Source organism: Proteus mirabilis ATCC 29906 (genome assembly GCF_000160755.1).
Taxonomy (GTDB): domain Bacteria; phylum Pseudomonadota; class Gammaproteobacteria; order Enterobacterales; family Enterobacteriaceae; genus Proteus; species Proteus mirabilis.
This window is the reverse complement of sequence record NZ_GG668576.1, coordinates 1,391,831-1,415,363: the sequence shown is the minus strand read 5'-3', so window position 1 is coordinate 1,415,363 and position 23,533 is coordinate 1,391,831. Positions and strand designations below refer to the sequence as shown.

General features: G+C 37.8%; 19 protein-coding genes. 12 read left to right on the top strand and 7 right to left on the bottom strand.

All coding sequences use genetic code 11. The annotated features are described in order from the left end of the window. Positions 1–259 precede the first annotated feature (259 nt). From HMPREF0693_RS06340 to HMPREF0693_RS06315, 6 genes are all read left to right on the top strand, one after another. On the top strand, positions 260–937 hold the full coding sequence (locus tag HMPREF0693_RS06340; protein WP_004244302.1) for a hydrolase: 678 nt from the start codon (positions 260–262) through the stop codon (positions 935–937). 598 nt (positions 938–1,535) lie between these two features. Further along, complete coding sequence (locus tag HMPREF0693_RS06335) at positions 1,536–3,203, top strand: acyl-CoA synthetase FdrA (protein ID WP_004244301.1); 1,668 nt, start codon at positions 1,536–1,538, stop codon at positions 3,201–3,203. A 12-nt stretch (positions 3,204–3,215) separates the two neighbouring features. Then, entirely contained in the window at positions 3,216–4,481 is a 1,266-nt protein-coding gene (locus HMPREF0693_RS06330; RefSeq protein ID WP_004244300.1) for a YlbE family protein, read from the top strand. Positions 4,482–4,517: 36 nt separating this feature from the next. Continuing rightward, complete coding sequence (locus HMPREF0693_RS06325) at positions 4,518–5,342, top strand: oxamate carbamoyltransferase subunit AllH family protein (RefSeq protein WP_004244299.1); 825 nt, start codon at positions 4,518–4,520, stop codon at positions 5,340–5,342. 47 nt (positions 5,343–5,389) lie between these two features. Further along, positions 5,390–6,295: a carbamate kinase gene (locus HMPREF0693_RS06320; RefSeq protein WP_004244298.1), complete on the top strand. Its 906-nt coding sequence runs from the start codon at positions 5,390–5,392 to the stop codon at positions 6,293–6,295. Between the two features lie 24 nt (positions 6,296–6,319). Further along, the gene (locus HMPREF0693_RS06315) at positions 6,320–7,564 is read left to right on the top strand and encodes an MFS transporter (protein ID WP_004244297.1); all 1,245 of its coding nucleotides are present in this window, start codon (positions 6,320–6,322) and stop codon (positions 7,562–7,564) included. 49 nt (positions 7,565–7,613) lie between these two features. On the opposite strand, the gene allS is transcribed toward HMPREF0693_RS06315, so the two are convergent. The 6 genes from allS to HMPREF0693_RS06285 form a co-directional block, all read right to left on the bottom strand. After that, entirely contained in the window at positions 7,614–8,528 is a 915-nt protein-coding gene (gene allS / locus HMPREF0693_RS06310) for an HTH-type transcriptional activator AllS (protein ID WP_004244295.1), read from the bottom strand. Positions 8,529–8,886: 358 nt separating this feature from the next. Next, a complete protein-coding gene (locus HMPREF0693_RS06305; protein ID WP_004244294.1) occupies positions 8,887–9,708 on the bottom strand; it encodes a CPBP family intramembrane glutamic endopeptidase in 822 nt (273 codons plus the stop codon). 272 nt (positions 9,709–9,980) lie between these two features. Continuing rightward, complete coding sequence (locus tag HMPREF0693_RS06300; RefSeq protein WP_004244293.1) at positions 9,981–10,916, bottom strand: phosphatidate cytidylyltransferase; 936 nt, start codon at positions 10,914–10,916, stop codon at positions 9,981–9,983. After that, entirely contained in the window at positions 10,909–11,589 is a 681-nt protein-coding gene (locus tag HMPREF0693_RS06295; RefSeq protein ID WP_004244292.1) for a lysophospholipid acyltransferase family protein, read from the bottom strand. The genes HMPREF0693_RS06300 and HMPREF0693_RS06295 overlap by 8 nt, the downstream gene beginning before the upstream one ends. Next, positions 11,586–12,254 (bottom strand): CDP-alcohol phosphatidyltransferase family protein, encoded by a 669-nt coding sequence (locus tag HMPREF0693_RS06290; RefSeq protein WP_004244291.1) that lies wholly within the window; start codon positions 12,252–12,254, stop codon positions 11,586–11,588. Before HMPREF0693_RS06290 ends, HMPREF0693_RS06295 begins: the two co-directional genes overlap by 4 nt. Before the next feature lie 950 nt (positions 12,255–13,204). Further along, positions 13,205–13,840 carry a response regulator transcription factor gene (locus HMPREF0693_RS06285; RefSeq protein ID WP_004244289.1) on the bottom strand — a complete coding sequence of 212 codons (636 nt, stop codon included), beginning with the start codon at positions 13,838–13,840 and terminating at the stop codon, positions 13,205–13,207. 474 nt (positions 13,841–14,314) lie between these two features. Between HMPREF0693_RS06285 and HMPREF0693_RS06280 the strand changes: the two genes are divergently transcribed. Further along, positions 14,315–15,310, top strand: coding sequence for a LacI family DNA-binding transcriptional regulator (locus tag HMPREF0693_RS06280; protein ID WP_004244288.1), 996 nt, complete (start codon positions 14,315–14,317; stop codon positions 15,308–15,310). A 44-nt stretch (positions 15,311–15,354) separates the two neighbouring features. Here the strand turns inward: HMPREF0693_RS06280 and HMPREF0693_RS06275 are convergent, their stop codons facing one another. Next, positions 15,355–16,821, bottom strand: coding sequence for a glycoside hydrolase family 32 protein (locus HMPREF0693_RS06275; protein ID WP_004244287.1), 1,467 nt, complete (start codon positions 16,819–16,821; stop codon positions 15,355–15,357). A gap of 229 nt (positions 16,822–17,050) precedes the next feature. Here HMPREF0693_RS06275 and HMPREF0693_RS06270 point away from each other — a divergent pair, with 229 nt between their 5' ends. From HMPREF0693_RS06270 to adk, 5 genes are all read left to right on the top strand, one after another. Then, a complete protein-coding gene (locus HMPREF0693_RS06270) occupies positions 17,051–17,998 on the top strand; it encodes an aminoimidazole riboside kinase (RefSeq protein ID WP_004244286.1) in 948 nt (315 codons plus the stop codon). Between the two features lie 240 nt (positions 17,999–18,238). Then, entirely contained in the window at positions 18,239–19,150 is a 912-nt protein-coding gene (gene rarD, locus HMPREF0693_RS06265) for an EamA family transporter RarD (RefSeq protein ID WP_017827520.1), read from the top strand. Between the two features lie 111 nt (positions 19,151–19,261). Beyond that, positions 19,262–20,461, top strand: coding sequence for a formate-dependent phosphoribosylglycinamide formyltransferase (gene purT / locus HMPREF0693_RS06260; protein WP_004244282.1), 1,200 nt, complete (start codon positions 19,262–19,264; stop codon positions 20,459–20,461). A 203-nt stretch (positions 20,462–20,664) separates the two neighbouring features. Beyond that, entirely contained in the window at positions 20,665–22,548 is a 1,884-nt protein-coding gene (htpG, locus tag HMPREF0693_RS06255) for a molecular chaperone HtpG (RefSeq protein ID WP_004244279.1), read from the top strand. A gap of 182 nt (positions 22,549–22,730) precedes the next feature. Beyond that, positions 22,731–23,375, top strand: coding sequence for an adenylate kinase (gene adk / locus HMPREF0693_RS06250; RefSeq protein ID WP_004244278.1), 645 nt, complete (start codon positions 22,731–22,733; stop codon positions 23,373–23,375). The last annotated feature ends 158 nt before the right edge of the window (positions 23,376–23,533 follow it).

Sequence of the window (23,533 nt, the reverse complement as noted above, 5' to 3'; positions counted from 1 at the left end):
TCTATAGGTGGTATTCTAATGAGCTATATTGATTTGAGTAGAGGGGAAAATAGGTTTCATTATTCTAAAAATAGAACAATGACAAAAGTGTTTCAGTGTTCTATTTTTAGAATAGTGTTTATCATTATTGCTACTACCGACTTTTTAATTAATTGACTATTGTTAATTATATCGAGAGCGAGGAGATAATTAACGCTATTTCCTTATATCTTCTTCATATTGTTAATAATCGTTTTTGTTAATTAGAAGGAATAAATAAATGAGTACTCCTGCAAATTTCAATGGTCAACGTCCAGTTATTAATCCAGATGATGCTGTTATGTTATTGATCGATCACCAAAGTGGTTTATTCCAAACCGTTGGCGATATGCCAATGACGGAATTACGTGCTCGTGCTGCGGTATTAGCAAAAATGGCAACATTAGCGAAGATGCCAGTTATTACAACGGCTTCTGTCCCTCAAGGTCCTAATGGCCCATTAATTCCAGAAATTCATCAAAATGCACCACATGCTAAATATGTTGCCCGTAAAGGTGAAATTAACGCATGGGATAACCCTGAGTTTGTTGAAGCTGTGAAAGCAACGGGTAAAAAGCAATTAATTATTGCTGGTACTATTACGAGTGTTTGCATGGCGTTCCCAGCAATTAGTGCTGTTGCTGAAGGTTATCAAGTTTTTGCTGTGATTGATGCATCAGGAACGTATAGCAAAATGGCAGAAGAAATTACCTTAGCACGTATTGTTCAAGCCGGTGTTGTGCCTATGGATACGGCAGCAGTGGCTTCTGAAATGCAAAAAACTTGGAACCGTGCAGATGCCGCTGAATGGGCTCAAGCTTATACCCAAATATTCCCTGCTTATCAGTTATTAATTGAAAGTTATAGTAAAGCTCAAGATGTTATAAAGAATAATGAAACTTTAGATTCACAACGTTAATTTGTTCTTGAATTTATTTAAAACTTATTAATTTAAAAATGCCTATAAATATTATTTTTATAGGCATTATTTTTGCTTTTTTTCAATAATATTGTTTTTAACAAGGGTGTAAAAGTAAAGTGTAGACTTATGTTTATTTATATGAAAATTATTTAAGGCACTTTGTTTATTAATAAAGTGCTTTTTATTTGTTGATAATATCGGCTAACTGCGTTATGTTACTTGTTTGTTAAATTTATTATAAATCCCTTGATTTGTCATACCATTTGGTATGGCTAACTATATGATTAATTTATTTTATATAAATTAATTTACTCAATCTGTTGTTTTTTATTTTTACTCATTCCACTCATTATAATTTATTTAATAAATAGCGACTGATTAAATAAAAATTTTTTACAATAAATAACTGTGACTTTAATCACTCTACTTTTTGATATTTATTCAGTATGTTTGTATACAGAGTTTCAAACATGTCTATCTCGAATTTTATTTATATTACTTAAGCTATTAAGTAAATAGGCTTCTTATTATCAAAAAAACGAAATGCAACTAGATATGTGCAGTTACATATATTAAATGCGTTAAGGATATTATAATGATCCATGCTTTTATTAAAAAAGGGAGCTTTCAGGATTCCGTCAGCCTGATGATAATTTCCCGAAAATTAAGTGAAGCCCCTGAGGTGGAAGAAATTTCCGTCATGATGGGAACACCAGCGAATAAATCTCTCCTTGATGTCACCGGTTTTTGGCATGACATTTTTAACGAAGCGACACCTAATGATATCTGTGTTTCGATTAAAGCTGAATCAGACGATCCCGCTATTATCGAGACTATCTCCAGTGCGTTAGAAGAAGCCTTAGCTGATATTGCTAACGGTCAAAAAAGTGGTAATAAATTAACCACTGTACGTAGCTGGCGTACGGCTAAACAAAAAAGTCCTAACGCTAATATGTTGCTTATTTCTATTGCCGGTGAGTATGCGGCGGAATTAGCTGATACGGGATTAGAAGATGGCTGTAATGTGATGCTATTTTCCGATAACGTCTCTATTGCTGATGAAAAAGCATTAAAAGAAAAAGCCGCCGCTAACGGATTGATAGTTATGGGGCCTGACTGTGGTACGGCAAATATTGCTGGCGCACCTTTAGCCTTTGCTAACATTGCACCGAAAGGCTCTATTGGTATCGTTGGTGCATCAGGGACAGGAATTCAAGAGATCACCTCACAAATTGTATTACAACGCCAAGGGGTTTCTCATGCAATAGGTCTGGGGGGACGAGATCTCAGCGAGCAAATTGGTGGCATTAGTGCTATCACGGCTATTAATATGCTGGCGGCAGATCCTCAAACCCGTGTGATTGCTTTTGTTTCTAAACCTCCCGCGCCTGCAGTACGTGAAAAAATCATTGCAGAAATGAAGCGTCATAATAAACCGATAGTGGCGCAATTCTTAGGAACAACACCAGAGAAATATCAAGACGATAATATCTATTTTACTCGCACCTTAGACGAAACGGCGCGTATTGCGGCTACGTTAGCACGTGTTGAAGATAGTGCTGCTCAGTTACCTAAAGTGACAGGTAAAAAGATTATTGGATTATATGCTGGTGGAACATTAGCGGCAGAATGCGCGATGTTGTTATCTGAGCAACTCAATGTGGCGGTAGATAACGAACATAAGCAAGGTACGATGCTCGATGCACAAGGGCATAAAATTATTGATATGGGCGATGATTTTTATACCCAAGGCAAACCCCATCCAATGATAGATCCTTCTACTCGCAATAAATTTATTAGTGAATTAAGTAATAAGCATGATATTGGCGTATTACTGGTCGACTTTGTGATTGGTTATGGTGCAACGTCAGATCCAGCAGGTGCATTAATTCAAGAAATTAAAAAACTAAATGAAAAACGTGGTGAAGCTAATCCACTGATCACTATCGCCACTATTACCGGTACGCAGGAAGATCCTCAAAACCGTAGTGAGCAACAAAAACAGCTACAAGATGCAGGTATTATTGTGATGGATACCTTGCCAGAAGTCGTACTGTTAGCCAAAGAATTAATCCAGCCACATCCAGTAGAAGCCGCTGCTGAAATTTCACCACTTTTAAATGGGATCTCCGTGATCAACGCCGGATTACGCAGTTTTGCTGACGATCTGCAATCCAGTGGTACGCCTGTTGTTCATTATCAATGGGCACCTGTCGCAGGTGGTAATAAAAAACTGGCTGAAATATTAAAGAAATTGAAATAAGGAATTGCAGATATGTACTCAACTATCGAACAAGCGAATGAAGCAGTTATCGAACGTATCCGTGAAGCCCGTCCTCACTGGTGTGATGTGAGTTTAGCAAAAGAAGTAGTACCAACTTTAGCAACAGGAAAAAAATTACTGCATGCAGGACCTCCTGTAACTTGGCAAGAAATGAGTGGCCCTGTCCGTGGCGCCTGTATTGGTGCTAGCTTATTTGAAGGTTGGGCTGAAAATGAAGCGCAAGCCTTGGCTATGTTAGAGGCGGGAGAGATTGAGTTTATTCCTTGCCATAATGTCAATGCAGTAGGGCCGATGGGCGGTATTACTTCTGCTCATATGCCAATGCTAGTGATTAAAAACCATGTTCACGGTAACTATGCTTACTGCAATATGAACGAAGGTATTGGTAAAGTGATGCGTTTTGGTGCTTATGGTCCTGATGTACAAGAACGTTTGCATTGGATGCGTAATAGCTTAGCTCCGGTATTAAAAGCAGCTTTAGCCACCATTGAGAATGGGATAGACCTTACGGCAATTATGGGTCAAGCCATTACGATGGGGGATGAATTCCACCAACGTAATATTGCAGCTTCTGCACTATTGTTACGAGAGCTGGCGCCAATTCTTAGCACATTGGATTTAGATGCGGCTGAGATAACTAAAGTGACCAAATTCCTCAGTATTACTGACCAATTCTTCCTTAATTTAGCCATGGCTTATTGTAAAGCGGCGATGGACGCAGGAGCACAAATTAAGCAAGGTACGATTGTGACGGTAATGACGCGTAATGGTAGTAATTTTGGCATCAAAATAAGTGGTATGGGTGATCAATGGTTTACTGCACCGGTTAATACGCCACAAGGATTATTCTTCTCTGGTTTTAGCCAAGCAGATGCCAACCCTGATATTGGTGATAGTGCTATTACTGAAACTTTCGGTATTGGTGGTGCAGCAATGGTTGCAGCTCCGGGAGTAACCCGCTTTGTCGGAGCATCGGGTGGTATGGATGCAGCACGTGAAGTGACAGAAGAGATGGCTGAAATCTACCTTGCTCGTAATATGATGCTACAAATACCGACTTGGGATTTCCAAGGTGCGTGTTTAGGTTTAGATGCTCGTCGAGTTGTTGAAACGGGTATTACACCGCTAATTAATACGGGTATTGCTCATAAAGAGCCGGGGGTTGGGCAAATTGGCGCAGGAACGGTACGTGCACCTTTAGGCTGTTTTGAAAAAGCGATAGTGGCATTAGCAGAAGAATTAGGCATTGAAGCTTAATCACGTTTTGTAATAACACGGTCGTCGGGGGGCAATATGCAAATTCAAGCACTTCAAACCAGTCAGCATATCTTTGCTTTTGAAGGTGAGTTTAAATGTGTCGGCATTTATGAACATGCTTTGAATTTTATTTGCCCTCAGCAACGCTTAATCACTTTTCATCGTCAAGGAAGAGGATTAAGCCCGATGGGGTGGTTACTGAAACAAGCCGATTTTGATTCTTTGGCTAAGCAGTGTCACCCCGCTTTGAAAATGCGGATGAAAAACAATCAAATCGCAATCGCAGATAATATGACATTGATTGCCGGTGATAGTGAAAATTTGCGTTTACAAGATAAAGCGACATTAGATTTACGATGGTTAGAGAGTTTTTTTTCTCTATTATCTCCGGTGATAGCGACAGGACTCTATGGGCCATTAAAAAACTATCGTCAAATCGCCCGACTTGATGAAATTAAGTTATTAACAAAGTTATTTTATCATCAATTGTCTGGAAAAGCGGTTAATTGGGCGATGTTTATTGGTAAAGGTCCAGGGTTAACACCGAGTTCAGATGATATGCTGGTGGGAATGTTATTTGCGCATTATTTAGCAGAGCCAGAAAAATCGATTGAACATTTTTTTAATGAAACACCACCATTATCGTCATTAACTACGATAGTGAGTCAACATTATTTGGAATACGCCACACGGGGAATATTTTCTACCTATCTTATTCAACTAGGTAAAAAAATAAAAAATAAAGAGATTATTTTTAAAGATATGTTGGAAATACTCTCTATCGGTCATCATTCCGGTGCAGATACTTTACTGGGATTATGGATTGGTTATCAAATTAAACAACAACAGCGTATAGATTAATCTTTTTTTATTAAAAAGAAATTATAAACGTTCGGAAACGGATAATTATGAAAACAATTGTTATTGCTTTAGGCGGAAATGCATTATTACAGCGTGGCGAAGTTTTATCTGCTGAAAATCAATATAAAAATATTGAATTAATGTCAGAGACAATTAATAAATTAGCGCAAGAGTACCGTGTTGTTTTAGTACATGGTAATGGGCCTCAGGTTGGGTTGTTAGCATTACAAAATCTTGCTTATCAAGCGGTTCCAGCCTATCCGTTGGATATCTTGGTCGCGGAAAGCCAGGGGATGATTGGTTATATGATGATGCAGAAAATCAATCAAAATAATCCTACGCAAGCAATTACTACAGTAATGACTCGTGTTTCTGTTGATATTAATGATGAGGCTTTTAGAGAGCCGAGTAAATTTATTGGTCCTATTTATGAGGAAGCAGAAAAAGAAGAATTAATAAATAAATATCAATGGACATTTAAAAAAGATGGGCAATATTATCGCCGTGTCGTACCTTCACCAGCACCTCAAAAAATAATTGATATAGAGGCAGTAAAGCTTTTATTAGATAAAGGTCATATTGTTATTTGTGGCGGTGGAGGAGGTATTCCCGTTAATAATATAAATAATGAATTTATTGGTAGTGAAGCCGTTATAGATAAAGATTTAACTGCAGCTTTAATTTCTCGTGAGTTAAATGCAGAGCACTTTGTTATTTTAACAGAGGCTGATGCCATTTATAAAAATTGGGGAACACCAGAACAAGCTGCTATTCGTGAAGCAACACCAGAAGAACTTGCACCAATGGCAGTCGCTGATGGCGCAATGGGACCAAAAATCATGGCTGTCAGTGATTTTGTAAATGCCACAGGACAACAAGCTCATATTGGCGCATTACAAAACATTCAACAGGTTATTGAAGGTCAGTCTGGCACTTTAATTTATAAGTCTTAATAACATTCTGTCAGGAGCGTCATTATGAACGATGCACAAGTGAATGAAAGTAAAGGCAAAGTCCCTTATTGGGTCAAGCTGACGATTATTTTCTTTTTTGGTTGGATTGCACTGTATGGTAGCCGTGCCATTGTCGGTCCTTTAATGGTGAATATTGGTGCTGAGTTTGATCTTACCAAAGCGCAACTTGGCTCAATTATGAGTATTTTCTTTATTGGTTATACAGCACTGAACATTCCATCAGGCATAATTGGTGACTATTTAGGTAAGAAAAAAGTCTTAGTCACGGGTGTTGTACTCTTTGGTGGATTTACCATTATCGCAGGGATGATGCCAACTTATGTCACCTTTATGTTTGCATGGGTGATGGTCGGGGTATTCCAAGGATTCTATTATGGTCCACAATATGGTTTATCTTCAGAAGCTATTCCAAAACATCGTATTACGCTAGGTAGTGCCATTATCAATAGTGGTATGGCGTTTGGTTTATCCATCGGTTACTACATCTCTAGTATTTCTGTCGGTGAGATGGGGATGAGCTGGCGTGCACCATTCTATATTATTGGGGTACCTATTATTATCATTGGTTTGATGATGTTATGGATAATAAAAGATAAACCTAAAACGAAAGCTACGGATACGGCTCCTAATGCACCAAAACAGAAAACAAAACTGACGTTTAAAGATTTATTTGGTAACCGTAATATTAACCTTGCTTATATTACTATCTTCTGTTCAATCTATGGGTTCTTTGTTTTAGTCACTTGGTTACCCTATTATCTTGAAACCGAGCGTGGTATTACAGGAACACAGATCTCTACCATAGCATCACTCATGCCTTGGTTTGCTATTCCTGGCTCACTCTTATTTAGCTGGTTCTCTGATAAATTAGGCCGTCGTAAGCCTGTGCTATTAATTATGTTACCGTTATCTTTAGTGGCTATTCTTGCTGTACCTATGTCAGATTCTATGCCGGTACTGATTGGTGCACTGATCTTATACGGGATCGTAGGGAAAATTAGTACTAATCCAGTATTAGTGGCGGTAGTGGCAGATAATTCACCACGCCATGCATTAGGGACATCTTTTGGTGTGTATAACTGTATTGGTATGCTAGGTTCAGTATTTGCCCCTACATTAACGGGTTTTTTATCAGATAAAACAGGAAGTATGGATTCCGGCTTCTATTTTGCTGCTATCCTGATTTGCATAGGTATTGTGGCAAGCTTATTTATTAAAGAAAATCCTGACGCCACAGCGACCAACTAACGCATTAAGTTAAATGTTATCAACAAGGGCAAACTTCGGTTTGCCTTTTTTAGTTAAGGGGATCGTAAAAAGATTGCACACTGGGATGCCCTTGTCGGAACAAATCAACCAGATAGCTGACAACGGCACCTTTTTTATCTTCGCACCAAGCTAATGATAGGGGAGAATTATGGCGACGATTTTTCACTTCCTTTGCAATAAGTTGTCCACTATCAATCAGTGGCTTACATAGACTTAATGGTAAAAAACCGATCCCGACACCTTTTAAATGACATGCTAGTTTAGTATGTAAATCAGGCACCTTAATTTCATGTTGTCCAGATAGACGCCAAGCGGTGCGTTTGGAAAGATGGCGTGAAGTATCTTCAACATTGACGGCAGAGTATATCCGCATTTGATCATCACTTAATACCCCACTAACATTGGCTAATGGATGATTTGGTGCCACGACAAATTGCCATTGAATTTCCCCCATAGCACAAATATTAATATTATTTTTCAGTGATTCATTACCTGTGACACCAATGGCAAAATGGTAATCTTCATTAATTAACGCGTCCCATACTCCCATATAAACTTGTCGAGTAATATGAAATTGGGTAGAAGGAAAACGCTGGTGCAGGCAGGCTAACATACTGGCCACGGCGGTACGATCATAGAGTAAGTTATTAATAACAATATTAACTTGGTGCTCAACTCCTGCATTCATCTGCTGTAGCTCGATAGGCATTGATTCAAGCCAAACAATCCACTGGCGACATTTCTCTAATAAATATTCACCTGCCGGCGTTAATGTGACGGTTCTTGTCGTACGATTAAACAACTGTGTACCAATATTCTCTTCTAGGGTTTTGATCCGATAGCTGATGGCCGCAGATGTTTTGTGTAACATTTCCGCCGCTTTAGTAAAGCTTTGGCAATCTGCTACTTGAATAAAAGTACGGATCATCTCTTGATCTAACATATTCTTTTTCCTGATGGTGAAAGAGGTAAAAGTCACATAATGTGTATGGTAAAAATAATCTATTTTTGTGTGATGGATACCTATCACAGTGCAATAGTGGGTATTTTTTATGCTGTCAATCGCTGTTATTTTGGCTTATTTGTTATTATATGTTGTATAAAATTTTTGTTATTTATAGATAAGCGATAAAGGGCATACTAACAAAAAATTTCAGCTAATGATGGGAAAATTAAGATGATCGATAAGTTAATAGTGTGACTGCTTTCACGTTTCACCTATCCTCTTTACTCGTATTAGTATTAAACGAGTAAAGAGACGGAAAGACTAAAACTTAAAATACAGCAGAATAATATAGCACTTACGCGATTTTAAAAGGGTAAGTGAAAAAGAGCAGGTGAGTGAGATTCAGTGCAAAATGAAAGAGTGTAGCAACCCAAAGCCTACCGCTCCACATCCACGCTAAGCCATAAATAATACCTGCCAATGAGGCGAAGATAATGAGTAATATTCCTCCGGCAAAATGGACTAAACCAAATAAAATAGCGGTAATAAATAGCGCGAGATAGGGAGATAAATAGCGAGATAGACTTTGCTGTATGGCTCCTCTAAATAGTGCTTCTTCAGCAAGAGAGACAAAGAAAATATTTGCTAACATAAAGGCGGGTAGCCATTGTGGCAAATGTAATTCAATAGCGAGTCCACCCAATGCCATTGCGAATAATAACAGTGCGGGGATCGCCATAGCCAGTAAAACCCATTGATATTTATTGGCTTTTTTTACTGGTTCCGTTTTAAATAATGTAGGAATAAAAATCATTAAAATAAAAGGGATTAATGCTTTATCGGCATTGAAATAAAAAGAGAAAGGGGGGCTATATTGCCCTAATGGAACATGTTTAATGTAGCGTAAGTTATTAAAACCAGGAATAAAATGAAAAGTTAACCCAACAATAATGGCGATAAATGCAAGAATAACAATAGTGGCAATAAGACGATTGGTTTTGTAATGGCGATATGCATAAGAGAGTAAAATTAAGCTCAATATAACCGGAAGTACATACCAAGTGATAACACCTGTTATAAATGCGCTAATGGTGGTTATAGCTAAAGTAGTAAGTGCAAGTTTGCGATGGAACCCTAATAACAATAAAGATAAAGCAAGAAGTAACCAAGTGATCATAATTATCTACAAAAAAATAAAAAGGAAACGCTAGATTAAAAGATAGTAATAATGTGATCTATGACAATAAGTTAAAAAAAGAAGTGGTCGGATTTCGAGTATGGGATTATTCTTATTTAATATGTTGATTTATAAAAATAAAGCTTAAGTATAGGTATTTTTAATTGAGTTAAAACAAGCGATTAATTACATTGACGATAATAACTCGATGATTTATTTATAGAAATGCTGGTAATAATTTTGCAGATTACCAGCATTTATTCAAAAGGGAATTACACGTAAAAATAGCGAATAACGTGGAAGAAAATAGGGGCGGCAAAGCACAAAGAATCCATTCTATCCATCATACCGCCGTGGCCTTCAATCATAGTACCGAAATCTTTTACGCCACTGTCTCTTTTTATGGCTGACATACATAAACCGCCAGCAAAGCCTGCGAGTGTGATGACTAAAGAGAGTAAAAAAGCAGCCCACCATGTGAAAGGTGTTGCCCACCATAACATCATCCCTATAAGGCTTGCTGAAATAATGCCGCCAAAGAAACCTTCGATGGTTTTATTAGGACTTAATTTCGGTACGATAGGATGTTTGCCAAATAGTTTACCAAACACATATTGTAAAACATCAGAAGTCTGTACCACGATCATCAAAAACAGTAATAAGTTAATATTACGTCCTTCAAAGCCTTCTATCGGTAACATTAATAATGCTGGAGCGTAGCTAAGGCAATAGATAGCTATCATGACACTCCATTGCACTTTTGCCATGCGTTCGAGAAAGTGATGAGTATCTCCGGAAAGCGCCATACGTGTTGGAATTAATAAGAAGGCATAAACCGGAATAAAGATGGCTAGCAAATTATACCATTGCACACCGACGAGAATATATTGGATAGGCAGCACGACAAAGAAACACCAAAAAAGTGCTTCGTGATCACCTCGATGAGTCGGGGTTAATGTAACCAATTCACGTAATGCAAGCCATGAAATTAAGGCGAAGAGGATAACTGAGCCTATTGTTCCAATACTAATAGCGACGGCAGAAATGATACACATGATCCACCAAGCTTTAATTCGAGAATTAAGATTGGTAATGGTTGAGGTAGGACCTTTGAGTGCCGCAAGGATCGCACCAATAATACTGGCAATAATTAAAAAGGAGAATAGCCCGATAAAGATCCAGAGAATTTCATTGTTGATACTATCCATGATGTAACTCCTCTAACGCACTTTTGGCTCTTAATAGAAATTCAGTCTTATCTTCATTTTCATGTGTCGGTTCAATAGGCGGGCCAAATGTGGCACTACAAATGATAGGAACAACAAGCCGAGAGCCTTTAGGAAGTACGCGGTTTAAGTTTTCAAGATAGATAGGGACTAATTGAGCCTGTGGATTGTTACGGGACAAATGCCAAAGACCGGCTTTAAAATCCTGAATAGACTCACCGTTACCTCTAGTCCCTTCAGGAAAAATAATTAGCGATTCACCTTTATCTAAAACAGCCTGCATCAGTGTAAGAGCATTTACTTTCTGAGGTGCAGTTGTTGTTTCACCATTTCCTTCACTAACATTTGTTTTATTCGCGTGGCGTGGGATCAAAACTGCACGAAAGATACGACGAGAAAGATAACGACGTAAACGGTTTTTATTCCAATAATCTTCTGCAGCAACAGGGTGCACAAATGGGCGAATATGGGGGGCAAGTGAAGACCAAATAACTAAACCATCTAGATGACTTGAGTGATTTGCATAATAAATACAAGGTTTATCTTTCTCAATCGGAGATATTTGTTTGGCTCTGATCCCGGTTAAAAAACGGCAGATAGAGACTAAGACTGATGATATGATTTTTGCATCGAAAGAGAGTTTGCCATTTTTCATTCATCAACTCCTTGTGTTAAATCGCGTAAAATTTGGCGAGTTCTCAAAATGGTAGTAAGTACAGAGCCGAAGATAATGATCCACAGGGAGACTAAACAGAGCCATGCTCCCCATTCAGCGGGAATAAATGCAGAGATAATGGCAATACCGGTTAATAATGCCATTCTATGTTGCTTGGCCATTGGCCCCGTAAAACGCTGCTCTAACCCACAACTACCACCTAATACACGGATATAAGCTGTCATTACCGCAAAGAAAGCAGCTACCCAGCCTAAGGTAATAGCGATAGGAAAAGTGATGGATAAACCATAACCTACACCAATAATAATCAATGTATCAGCTATTCGGTCTGGTAGTTCGTTATAAACGGCACCAGCAGGACTTTTTAATCCGCCTTCAACTGCGACCATACCATCGAGTAGGTTACAGATAAGTCTACCCTGGATAGCTAATGCACCTAAAATAAGAAGGATTGATTGAAGTAGGCCTTGGGAGTGAGCGAGAGCAAAGTAGAGAAACAAACCGGAGATAGCAGCGAATAGGATACTAAATAAAGAGATCCCATTGGGGGTAGCGCCTTTGCTTTGCAGCCAGCGACTACAGCGAGTTGCCCAGTTGGTTTGTCTTGCTTTTATAGGACGACGATTTTTTTCTTCATTATTCATTTTTTTTACAAAAAAATATTAGTGAGTACACAAGGTATTAGCATAATACGTTTAAGTAAAAAGAAAATGAAGATCAAATTATAAGATTATCTAATAAATTTTATAAGTGAATAAAAAAGTAGGCTCATTGATTAAGCTAGGATAAATATTCAATCGACAAAAAATACTTATTCTTTAGGTGTTAATACTTATTTTTGTTTAGTTGTTTTTACGTAATCATTTTTTCCTAAAATGATATTCCTATTATGATGTGGGTGAGTAGAAAAAATTTGTTATATATTAAAATAGCTCAACAATAAAGAGAATTAATTTCTAAATAATAGACTAAAAAGAACCAGAGTTATGACATCCATCAGCTATTTTATGAGGTTGTTTATGATTTTTTTGTTATTTTAATTATTTTTTCTATAAGGTAAATATAGATTAATTTAAAGTCACTAGACAATTACTGTACTTTATCTAGACATAAAAAAGAGACAGCGATTCCTTTTTTGTTCTTTTTTAATCAGCAATATTTTTAGTTAAAAAATAAGACAGTAAATCAGAAATTGATTGTCAATAGTAGTTATGTCTGTAAGAGGTGAAAAATGATTTATGTCAAATTAAATAGTATTTATTTTATCGTTTCGCCATTATTAACAATGAATAGGGAGGGCGTTATTAATAATAGCGATTATAAAAATAAAATATACTAATTGTTCAGGTTAGAGGTTGGAGTATTTGTATGACTTATGAAAGGGAGGCGTCAAAATAGGATAGCCTTCCCTTCTGTTGCAGAATGGAGCTTAGTATATTTATTATTTCCATATTCAATACTTATTCATCAAAAATAGAATATTTTTACAATACAGTTTACTCTCATTAATAAATAATAATGAAACGAAAGTCGATTAAGCTGTTATACAAGCGCTGGATATCATCTAATGATAAAGAAGATATACGGGCTAAATTTAATTGGCTCTTAAGTCATATTTTTTAAAGAAATCATATTCTTGTACTAGTTGTGGTAGTGATCTTATTTTTAGTTTTGTATACATATTCGAACGATGAACTTCCACTGTTCTTGGTGATAAAGAGAGCTTTTCGGCTGCTTCTTTACTGGTGTTACCGTCAAGGATCATCTCCATTACCTCTTTTTCTCTATTTGATAGTTTACTAAACTTATCTTTTAAAGAAATATAGGTTCTGAATTGCTCAACCTCACTTTCATAGTGTAAAAAAGATTCTGACACAATATTAAGAAGCTCATTGACGTTTAAAGGGCGAGTTAAATATTCGAAAGCCCCCGCTTTAAATGCGTTACGGCAACTTTCTATCGATGCATCTCCCGAAATAATTATAACAGGAATGATATTCTTTAATTTGTTTAACTCTTTTACCAACGCAATTGATGGCGATGCACTACTTTTAGTGTTAATTATGATGCACTCTTTATGAGCCCCTTTAGTTGATGAAAAATAGTACTTTAAAAATGCCTGTTCATTTGAATAGGTTTTCACATTTGCCGCTAAAGAAGAAAGCACTGCTTTAAGTTGAACTTTTGTGCTGTCATCTTCGAAAGTGATCAGATGGATTATCGATTCCATATGTTGCTCCCAATTTTATTCCTCTCTTAATCAAGAGTAAATGAGTAACGAAATTTGACTAATTTATAAATTTTCTATGTAGAGTAGTATTCACGTAACGGAGCCATAATAAGGATATATTAAATAAAAAAGTATTAATACTTTTTCATTATATTATAGATAAAATATCAGAACTTTGTTTTGTTTCAATATTTCTATTTTATCGTTAAAGATATTTTTCTTCTATAAACGAAGTTCATATAACTGTTATTAATTGTAACTAAGTTTTTTATCGTAAGTGTTTTTAACTATATTAAACATCTAGTGTGAGTATAATTAATATTGATAATTGTTTTTTGATTAGTTTATTAACTAAAATAATTTGTCATACTTATATTTGTATGGTCTTGAGAATGTGGATTTCTCTCTTTACTTATTGTAAAATAGAGCATTATTTATAATTACCTTACTTAACAACCCAATCGAGCCAATATTATGGCGTCACTGAAAGATGTTGCTCGACTTGCATCTGTTTCTTTGATGACAGTCTCAAGAGCGATTAATAACCCTGAGTTATTAAAACCAGATACGTTGAAACAAGTCCAACGTGCAATCGAAGAACTGAATTATGTGCCCGATTTTTCAGCGCGAAAAATTCGAGGTCAAGGGACTAAGGTCTCATCGATCGGTGTGCTTGGTATTGATACCGCAACGACTCCTTTTTCCGTGGAAATGATTTTATCCATCGAGCGTACCGCTCGTCAGTTTGGCTGGAGTTCATTTGTTGTAAACCTCACTGAACAAGAGGGGTATGATCAAGCCATTTGGCAACTGTTAGCTCAACGTCCAGATGGTATCATCTATACCACAATGGGATTGCGAGAAATCACGGTACATGAAAAGCTACGTGATAAAAATGTGGTACTTGCCAACTGCCTAGCTAAAGATCAAACTTTTCCAACCTATATTCCTGATGATTATCACGGACAATATTTTGCGATAAAACACGTGATTGAAAAAGGTTATCGGCATCCGTTATGTTTTTATCTACCCGAAGATACCGTTGCAGGCCCTATTCGCCGTAAAGCGGTCGAAGATGCTTGGCAAGATGCCGGCTTACCTTTGTCATCATTGCGTCAATACACAATGTTATTTGGCGATGAACATTACCGTGATGTGATTGGATTGTTACAGCAACACTGTCGTCAGCAAAAAGCAGATTTTGATATTTTAATCTGTGGTAATGATCGTATCGCATTTTTGGCTTATCAAGTTTTACTGTCGATGGGATTACGTATTCCTGAGCAAGTGGCTGTATTAGGCTATGACAATATGATAGGAACGGGGGAGTTATTCTATCCGCCACTCACCACAGTACAGTTGCCACATTATGACTTAGGTAAAGAAGCAACATTACATATTATTCAAGAGCGTAATCATAATAAAACAGTACAAGTCCCCTGTCAGTTAATTGAAAGAGAGTCTCTGTAACGAGACTCTCTTTTCCGTTAGAGAGTATAGAAACATCACAACGCTTAACTTATCGTTGATAGTGTCCAATATTCGCCAGCGATTAATGTGGCACTGCCATCTGTGGCAAATAGCGATAAATCGCGATCATTTTCATCTGCATAATAACGGCTACTAAAGGTCAGCTCTCCGTGATTGATAAAAACCTCTATTGATGAGCGATCAATAAATATACGTAAGTTAATTTCGCTTCCTACTGGCAACGGTGTGCTACGTGATCCACTGATATTATATTGTGGATAATGGCGACGGATCACAAAGCGATTTGATTGATTATCGACAAATACCTCTAAACCTTTTCCTAGCCATAATCCAAATTTTTCCGCTTGGCTATCTAATGACCAGGTTAAATTTAACTCAATAGCCGGTGTCTTATCGAGTAATTTAAGCGTTTGGTTATTGAGTGTGGTCATCTTTATCGTATTTCTTGTTTGTCTTAGACTTTCAACTTCTTTTATCGGGGTCATACGTAAACGGTTTGCCCTTTTATCAAAGTTAATTTCACGAGGAAGCGTGAAACAACCAGCCCAAAACTCCTGTTGTGAAGGCATAGGGGAGTTCCACATATCCATCCATCCCATAGAAACACGGCGACCATCAGCAGTAACAAAAGATTGTGGAGCATAATAGTCATGACCATTATCAAGCTCAGTAAAATGACCATGTATGATAAAAGGTTGTTTTGGTGACCACTGACCGATCAGTGCACCGGTTTGAAACAGATTACGGTATTGATAACCTTCAGCGCGTTTTCCTTGTGGTGAAAAAACAAGAGCAAATTCGTTATCATCACTGATAGGAAAAAAGTCAGGGCATTCCCACATGTAGACGTTTTTATCATCGGTTTTGCCTAATACCTTGTACTCCGAACGCCATTGTTTCCCTTCTTCAAATAGGGTGTCATTGGAGAAAAGTAACACTTGGCCTTGGTCTTTTTCATCGCGGGCACCGACTACCATCCACCATTTTCCTTCTTGAAACCAAACTTTTGGATCACGAAAGTGCATATATCCTTGTGGTGGCGGTAAGATAATGCCTTTCTTTTCAAAATGGATCCCATCTTCACTGACTGCCACACATTGTGCTTGGTAAATTTGGCTGTCATCGCCTTCTTCTGCTAACCAGTTATGGCCGGTATAAAAGAGGTATAATTTACCTTCATGACTTACCGCTGATCCGGAAAAGCAACCACTTTTATCATACTCATTGCCCGGAGCAAGGGCGATTGGCTGATGTTGCCAGTGGATCATATCTTTGCTGGTAGCATGTCCCCAATGCATCGGCCCCCAAAGTTCAGAAAAAGGATGATGTTGATAAAATGCATGATATAAGCCGTTATGATAAACAAGGCCATTAGGATCATTAAGCCATCCCGCAGGAGCGGCTAAATGGAATTGAGGATAAAATTGCTCTCCACGTTTTTTTTGTAAGGCATTTAGGGCAGTTGTCGATTGTTCTAAACGTTGCTTCATCTCATTATCCTGATTTTATCAGTTATTCTGTAAGCTATATGTCACCCTTATTAGCGATAACATTTAGGGTTAAAAAGCGTGTTGTTTGAATTTATCTTTATTATTGTACACCATTATGTTAACGTTATCAGGATGTTTTTTCGAGCAATATCTTTATTTTTTTAGTTATTAATACTGATAAAAATACAATATAGTGAATAAAAATAGTGGCTTATCTTCAGGAGAGATTATGAAAGTCTGGTCTTTAGGTGATGCGGTTGTTGACCTAATTCCACTGCAAAATATGCAATATGAAGCATGTGCTGGTGGAGCACCAGTGAATGTCGCTGCAGGTGTTGCAAAATTAGGACAGCAAAGTGGCTTTATTGGTCGGGTCGGTGAAGATGCATTTGGTCACTTTATGCAAAAAACCTTATTTGATCTCGGTGTAGATACCAGCACAATGGAATTTGATGAGTTACATCGTACCAGTACAGTCTTAGTTTCGTTGCAAGAAAATGGCGAACGAGATTTTACTTTTTTAGTTGCGGACTCTGCTGATCAATTTCTTACCAATAAATCACTGCCTGTATTTGAAAAAGACATTTTACATTTTTGTTCACTTGCTTTAGTTAATCCAATTTGTCGCTCGACGCTAGATAGTGCTATTAGTAAAGTAAAAAATAGCGACTCTTTACTGAGTTTCGATATTAATTTACGCCCCCAAATGTGGCGTGATCATGAAGAAATGCGTGCGATCATCGATGAATATGCTCATAAAGCAGATATTTTGAAATTATCTGAAGATGAACTGACTTGGATGACTCAGGAAATTACCTTAGAAAATGCATTAAAAAAATTAGCTGATTATCCTGCTCGTTTAAAAGTGATCACCCAAGGCTCTAAAGGATGTTTAGTGTTGACGCCTACAACACAAGTTGCCTTGAGTGCCTTTACCGTCAATTGTGTTGATACCACAGGGGCAGGTGATGCCTTTATGTCAGGATTATTAGCCGCAGTTGCAGAATATGGTTTTGCTGATGATGAACAATATTTATTAAAAATTATTACGCAAGCCGCGGCCTGTGGCGCATTAGCAACCACTAAAAAGGGCGCTATTGCTGCAGCACCGAGCCGAAAAGTATTGCGTGAATTTGTCAGTAAACAACCGCCGTTACATGTACGAGATATTTTTTAATGGATTATTTGTTTATTTGCTTGTAAGTCCTATTTTCCCCTTTGCTCTGGTCTTTTTGTGATCTCTATAAATAAGGTTTATACAACTTTATTTATAGAGATTTTTTTTATGTTTTACTCAGTGGTTTATTTTGATAATCGCTTACTTTGACGCTGATAAGTAGCGGATATGATCATATTGTTTGATTCGTTTTCGGCGTATGATAGTAAGGTCTCTTTAACGCTATTGGTGGAAAGTCATATGTGGGCTCAGTCAGGTGTGTTATTAGCCATTTGCTCCTATATTTTATGGGGAATAACCCCTCTTTTTTATCGGCTATTACCCGGTGCTCAACCATTAGAGTTACTTGCACAACGTCTTATTTGGTCTATTCCCCTGTTATTACTGGTTCGATTATTTATTAAAAATAGAACTCGCTGGCGTGCTGTTCTCCAAGATAGACGCTCTATTTTTATGTGTTTATTTAGTTCATTAGCAATGGCAGTCTCTTGGTGCACCTTTACTTATGCACTTACGCATCAACAAGTCTTAGCCGCCAGTCTGGGGTATTTTATTAATCCACTTTTTTCTATTGTATTGGGCGTTATCTTTCTTAAAGAGAAATTAAATCCTGCTGAAAAATTGGCGGTAATATTAATTTGTGCAGGAGTGGGATATCAATTATGGATGTATGGTCAATTACCCATACTGGCACTCGTGATGGGAGGAGCATTTGCGATTTATGGACTCATTCGTAAATTTATTCGTTTTGATGTCATAACTTCATTATTTATTGAAACTTTGTGGCTAATTCCGGTCGCTATAGGGGTGATGATTTGGCTGATTATGCGAGATGAAAGTGCGTTTTCTTCTGCAGACAATTTAACTCGTTTCTATTATATTTTAACCGCGCCAGTGACTATTCTCCCTTTACTGTTTTTTACCGCAGCAATAAAAAGAACCACCTTAACCGTTATTGGTTTAGCACAGTATATTGAACCGACAATGCAATTTTTACTGGCCGTATTCCTATTCCATGAAGCATTTGATGCTGTGAAAGGAGTAAGTTTTTCATTGATTTGGTTAGGGCTATTGTGTTGTATTTTTGCGCTGATTAGAAAGCGCCTTAATGCCTTAAAAATTCATAAAGGTCAGCATAGCCAAAAAATATAAAGTATTTAAATTTTACTATGGCTATTTTTCTCTTTGTTAAATTCCGTTATGCTACCACTAAATGCAAACGTTTGCGTAATGCGTATTATCTGACTGAGATAAGGATCGAAAATGACCATTTTGGGAACGGCTCTGACCACTAATGCCACAAAAGTGATGTTATTAGGTGCAGGCGAATTAGGTAAAGAGGTGATCATTGAATGCCAACGTCTTGGCATTGAGACTATTGCGGTTGATCGCTATGCCAATGCGCCGGCAATGCATGTTGCTCATCGCCATTATGTCGTCAATATGCTTGATAGCCAGGCATTAAAACAGATTATAACTCAAGAGAAACCCGATTTTTTGGTGCCTGAAATTGAAGCTATTGCTACTTCATTATTAGTCGAATTAGAAAATAATGGTCAAAAAGTTGTACCTTGTGCCCGTGCAGTAAAACTCACTATGGATAGGGAAGGAATACGCCGTCTCGCTGCAGAAACATTACACTTACTGACTTCTCCTTATCAATTTGTTGATGATGAAGCGGCTTTTAGAAAAGCGGCGGTTGAGATTGGTTTTCCTTGCATTGTAAAACCGGTGATGAGCTCATCTGGAAAAGGACAAAGTGTTATTCGTTCAGAGCAAGATCTCACTAGTGCATGGACTTATTCTCAAGAAGGGGGAAGAGCAGGGCAAGGGCGCGTGATTGTTGAAAAGATGATCCCGTTTGATTTTGAGATAACATTACTCACGATTCGTGCTATTGATGGTATTCATTTTTGCGAGCCTATTGGTCATCGGCAAGAAAAAGGCGATTATCGTGCGTCATGGCAACCACAAAAAATGAGTGATATTGCCCTTGCCAAAGCACAACATATCGCTAGTAAAGTAGTGGAGAATTTGGGCGGTTATGGGTTATTTGGTGTGGAACTATTTATCCAAGGTGATGAGGTGTTTTTTAATGAAGTATCACCGCGTCCTCATGATACAGGGCTTGTTACCTTAATTTCACAAGATTTATCAGAATTTGCGCTCCATGTGCGTGCTTTTTTAGGCTATCCCATCGGTGGTATTCGCCAATTAGGTGCTTGTGCTTCCGCGGTGATTTTACCTGAGTTGTCTAGTACTAATATTGTCTATACGGGGTTAGAAAAAGCGCTTAAGGCAAATCGACAAATTCGTTTATTTGCTAAACCTGAAATCTCAGGACATCGTCGTTTAGGTGTGGTGCTTGCTCATGCCGATTCCATAAAACATGCTATTGAAGAGGCGAATTTAGGTGCACAAGCGATTTTAGCCCATGATGGTGATAACCATTTATCGCAGTGATCTACATACCGCCAATGGCTTTATATCATGCTTGCCTTGGCGGTTATTCCTAGCTGTTATGTAATTGATTTTTCCTCTTTATATGACGTTTCAGTATTTTTATTAATGTTATTAAGCTCTGCTCCCTTGAAACTTGCTTAACTATCCCCACCTTTTAAGTCATATCGATTTTTTTCGCCAAATTAGGATAAATTGAGGTAAAAATGAGTATGAAAGATCAGGAAACGAGAGGATTTCAGTCTGAAGTTAAGCAACTTCTACAATTAATGATCCATTCTCTTTACTCTAATAAAGAAATTTTCCTTCGCGAATTGATTTCTAATGCATCGGATGCGGCGGATAAGTTACGTTTTCGTGCATTATCCGATGCAGCTCTTTATGAAAATGAGGGTGAACTTCATGTCCGCATTGCCACTGATAAAGAAAAAAGAACACTGACTATCAGTGATAACGGCATAGGTATGACCCGCGATGAAGTGATTGATAATTTAGGGACTATTGCGAAATCAGGGACTAAAGCATTTTTAGAGTCTATTGGACAAGACCAAGCGAAAGATAGCCAATTAATTGGTCAGTTTGGTGTCGGTTTTTATTCCGCATTTATTGTGGCAGACAAAGTGACGGTACGTACCCGTGCCGCGGGGCAACCTGCTGATAAAGGTGTTTTCTGGGAGTCACAAGGTGAAGGTGATTATACGGTTGCTGATATTGAAAAAGCGGATCGTGGTACCGAAATTACCCTGCATCTACGTGAAGGTGAAGACGAATATTTAGATGATTGGCGTCTGCGTAGTATTATCAGCAAATACTCTGATCATATTTCCCTACCTGTCGAAATAGAAACTAAAAATGAAGAAGACGGCACTGTTACATGGGAAAAAATAAATAAAGCTCAAGCGTTATGGACGCGTAATAAGTCAGAAATCAGTGATGATGAATATAAAGAATTTTATAAGCATCTTTCTCATGATTTTGCTGATCCGCTGTGCTGGGCACATAACCGGGTTGAAGGTAAACAAGAGTACACCAGCCTGCTGTATGTTCCTTCTAAAGCACCTTGGGATTTATGGAACCGTGAACATCAACATGGTTTAAAACTGTATGTACAGCGCGTCTTTATTATGGACGAAGCTGAACAGTTTATGCCTAACTATTTGCGTTTTATCCGCGGATTAGTCGATTCTAACGATTTACCGTTGAACGTTTCTCGTGAGATCTTACAAGATAGCTCTGTGACACGTAATTTACGTAGCGCATTAACTAAACGTGCATTACAAATGTTACAGAAACTGGCTGACAATAATCCTGAAGAGTATCAAACTTTCTGGAAAGAGTTCGGTTTAGTGTTAAAAGAAGGTCCTGCAGAAGATCACGCTAATATTGAAGCCATTGCTAAATTACTGCGCTTTGCTTCTACTCATAATGACAGCGATGCACAAACTGTTTCATTGGCAGATTACGTGAGTCGTATGGTTGAAGGTCAGGATAAAATCTATTACATCACTGCAGATAGCTATGCTGCGGCCAAAAATAGCCCTCATCTAGAATTATTCCGTAAAAAAGGTATTGAAGTTCTACTGCTATCCGATCGCATTGATGAGTGGATGATGAACTATCTCACTGAATTCGATGGTAAATCATTCCAATCTGTGAGCAAAGCAGATGAATCTTTAGATAAACTGGCTGATGAAGAGAAACAAGCGCAGCAGGAGGAGACAGATAAACAACTGGCACCTTTTGTTGAGCGTGTAAAAACCTTACTAGGTGATAAAGTTAAAGAGGTGAAATTAACTCATCGTTTAACGGATACGCCTGCTATTGTTACTACTGGCGCGGATGAAATGAGTACGCAAATGGCGAAACTTTTTGCGGCTGCAGGTCAACAAGTCCCCGAAGTTAAATACAACTTTGAGTTAAACCCTAACCATCCATTAGTCAAACAAACGGCTGAGTTGACCGATGAAACACAGTTCGCGGATTGGATCAATTTATTACTTGATCAAGCGCTATTTGCTGAAAGAGGAACTTTAGAAGATCCAAACCAGTTTATTCGTTTAGTGAATCAACTATTAGCTAAAAACGCGTAACCATATTCGTTTTCAATCATTTAAACCACGTTCTTTGCGCAAGAGAGCGTGGTTTTTTTCTTTTGCGATAAAAATAAAGTGCAATCGATAACGTGATTTCTTGAGCGATGACCTCACAAAATGGTATGGTAATGCGTTTTCGAGTTTAACTATAAAAAATTAAATGCAAGGGGATTTACGCGATGCGTATCATTCTACTAGGCGCTCCAGGCGCTGGTAAAGGCACTCAGGCTCAATTCATTAAAGAAAACTATGGTATCCCACAGATTTCAACCGGTGATATGTTACGTGCTGCGGTTAGCGCAGGCACGGAATTAGGACTGAAAGCAAAAGCATTGATGGATAACGGTCAATTAGTGACTGATGAATTAGTAATAGCATTAGTGAAAGAGCGTATCAAACAAGACGATTGCCGTAATGGTTTCTTGTTGGATGGGTTCCCAAGAACAATTCCACAAGCTGATGCAATGAAAGAAGCGGGTATCAATGTTGATTTCGTACTGGAATTTGCTGTACCTGATGAAATTATTGTTGAACGTATTGTTGGTCGTCGAGTGCACGCGCCATCAGGTCGTGTTTATCACATTAAATTTAATCCACCTAAAGTTGAAAACCGTGACGATGTGACAGGTGAAGAGTTAACAACTCGTAAAGATGACCAAGAAGAAACAGTGCGTAAACGTTTAATCGAATATCATTCTCAAACAGCACCTTTAGTTTCTTATTACCAAAATGAAGCTAAAGCGGGTAACGCGCAGTACCACAAAATTGATGGTACACAGAAAGTAAGCGAAATTAATGCTGAACTGAAAAACATCCTCGGTTAATCTATAGCACCGAAGAGCAATCCCGGTTAGACCGGGATTTTTTTTACAAAATATTTATAAAAAGAATACAATCCGATTAATTGACAAACAGAGTTCACTATTTTCCTTTACTCTTTTACTTTTGGTTATGTTAATAAAACAGCTCTAAGGAGTCTTGG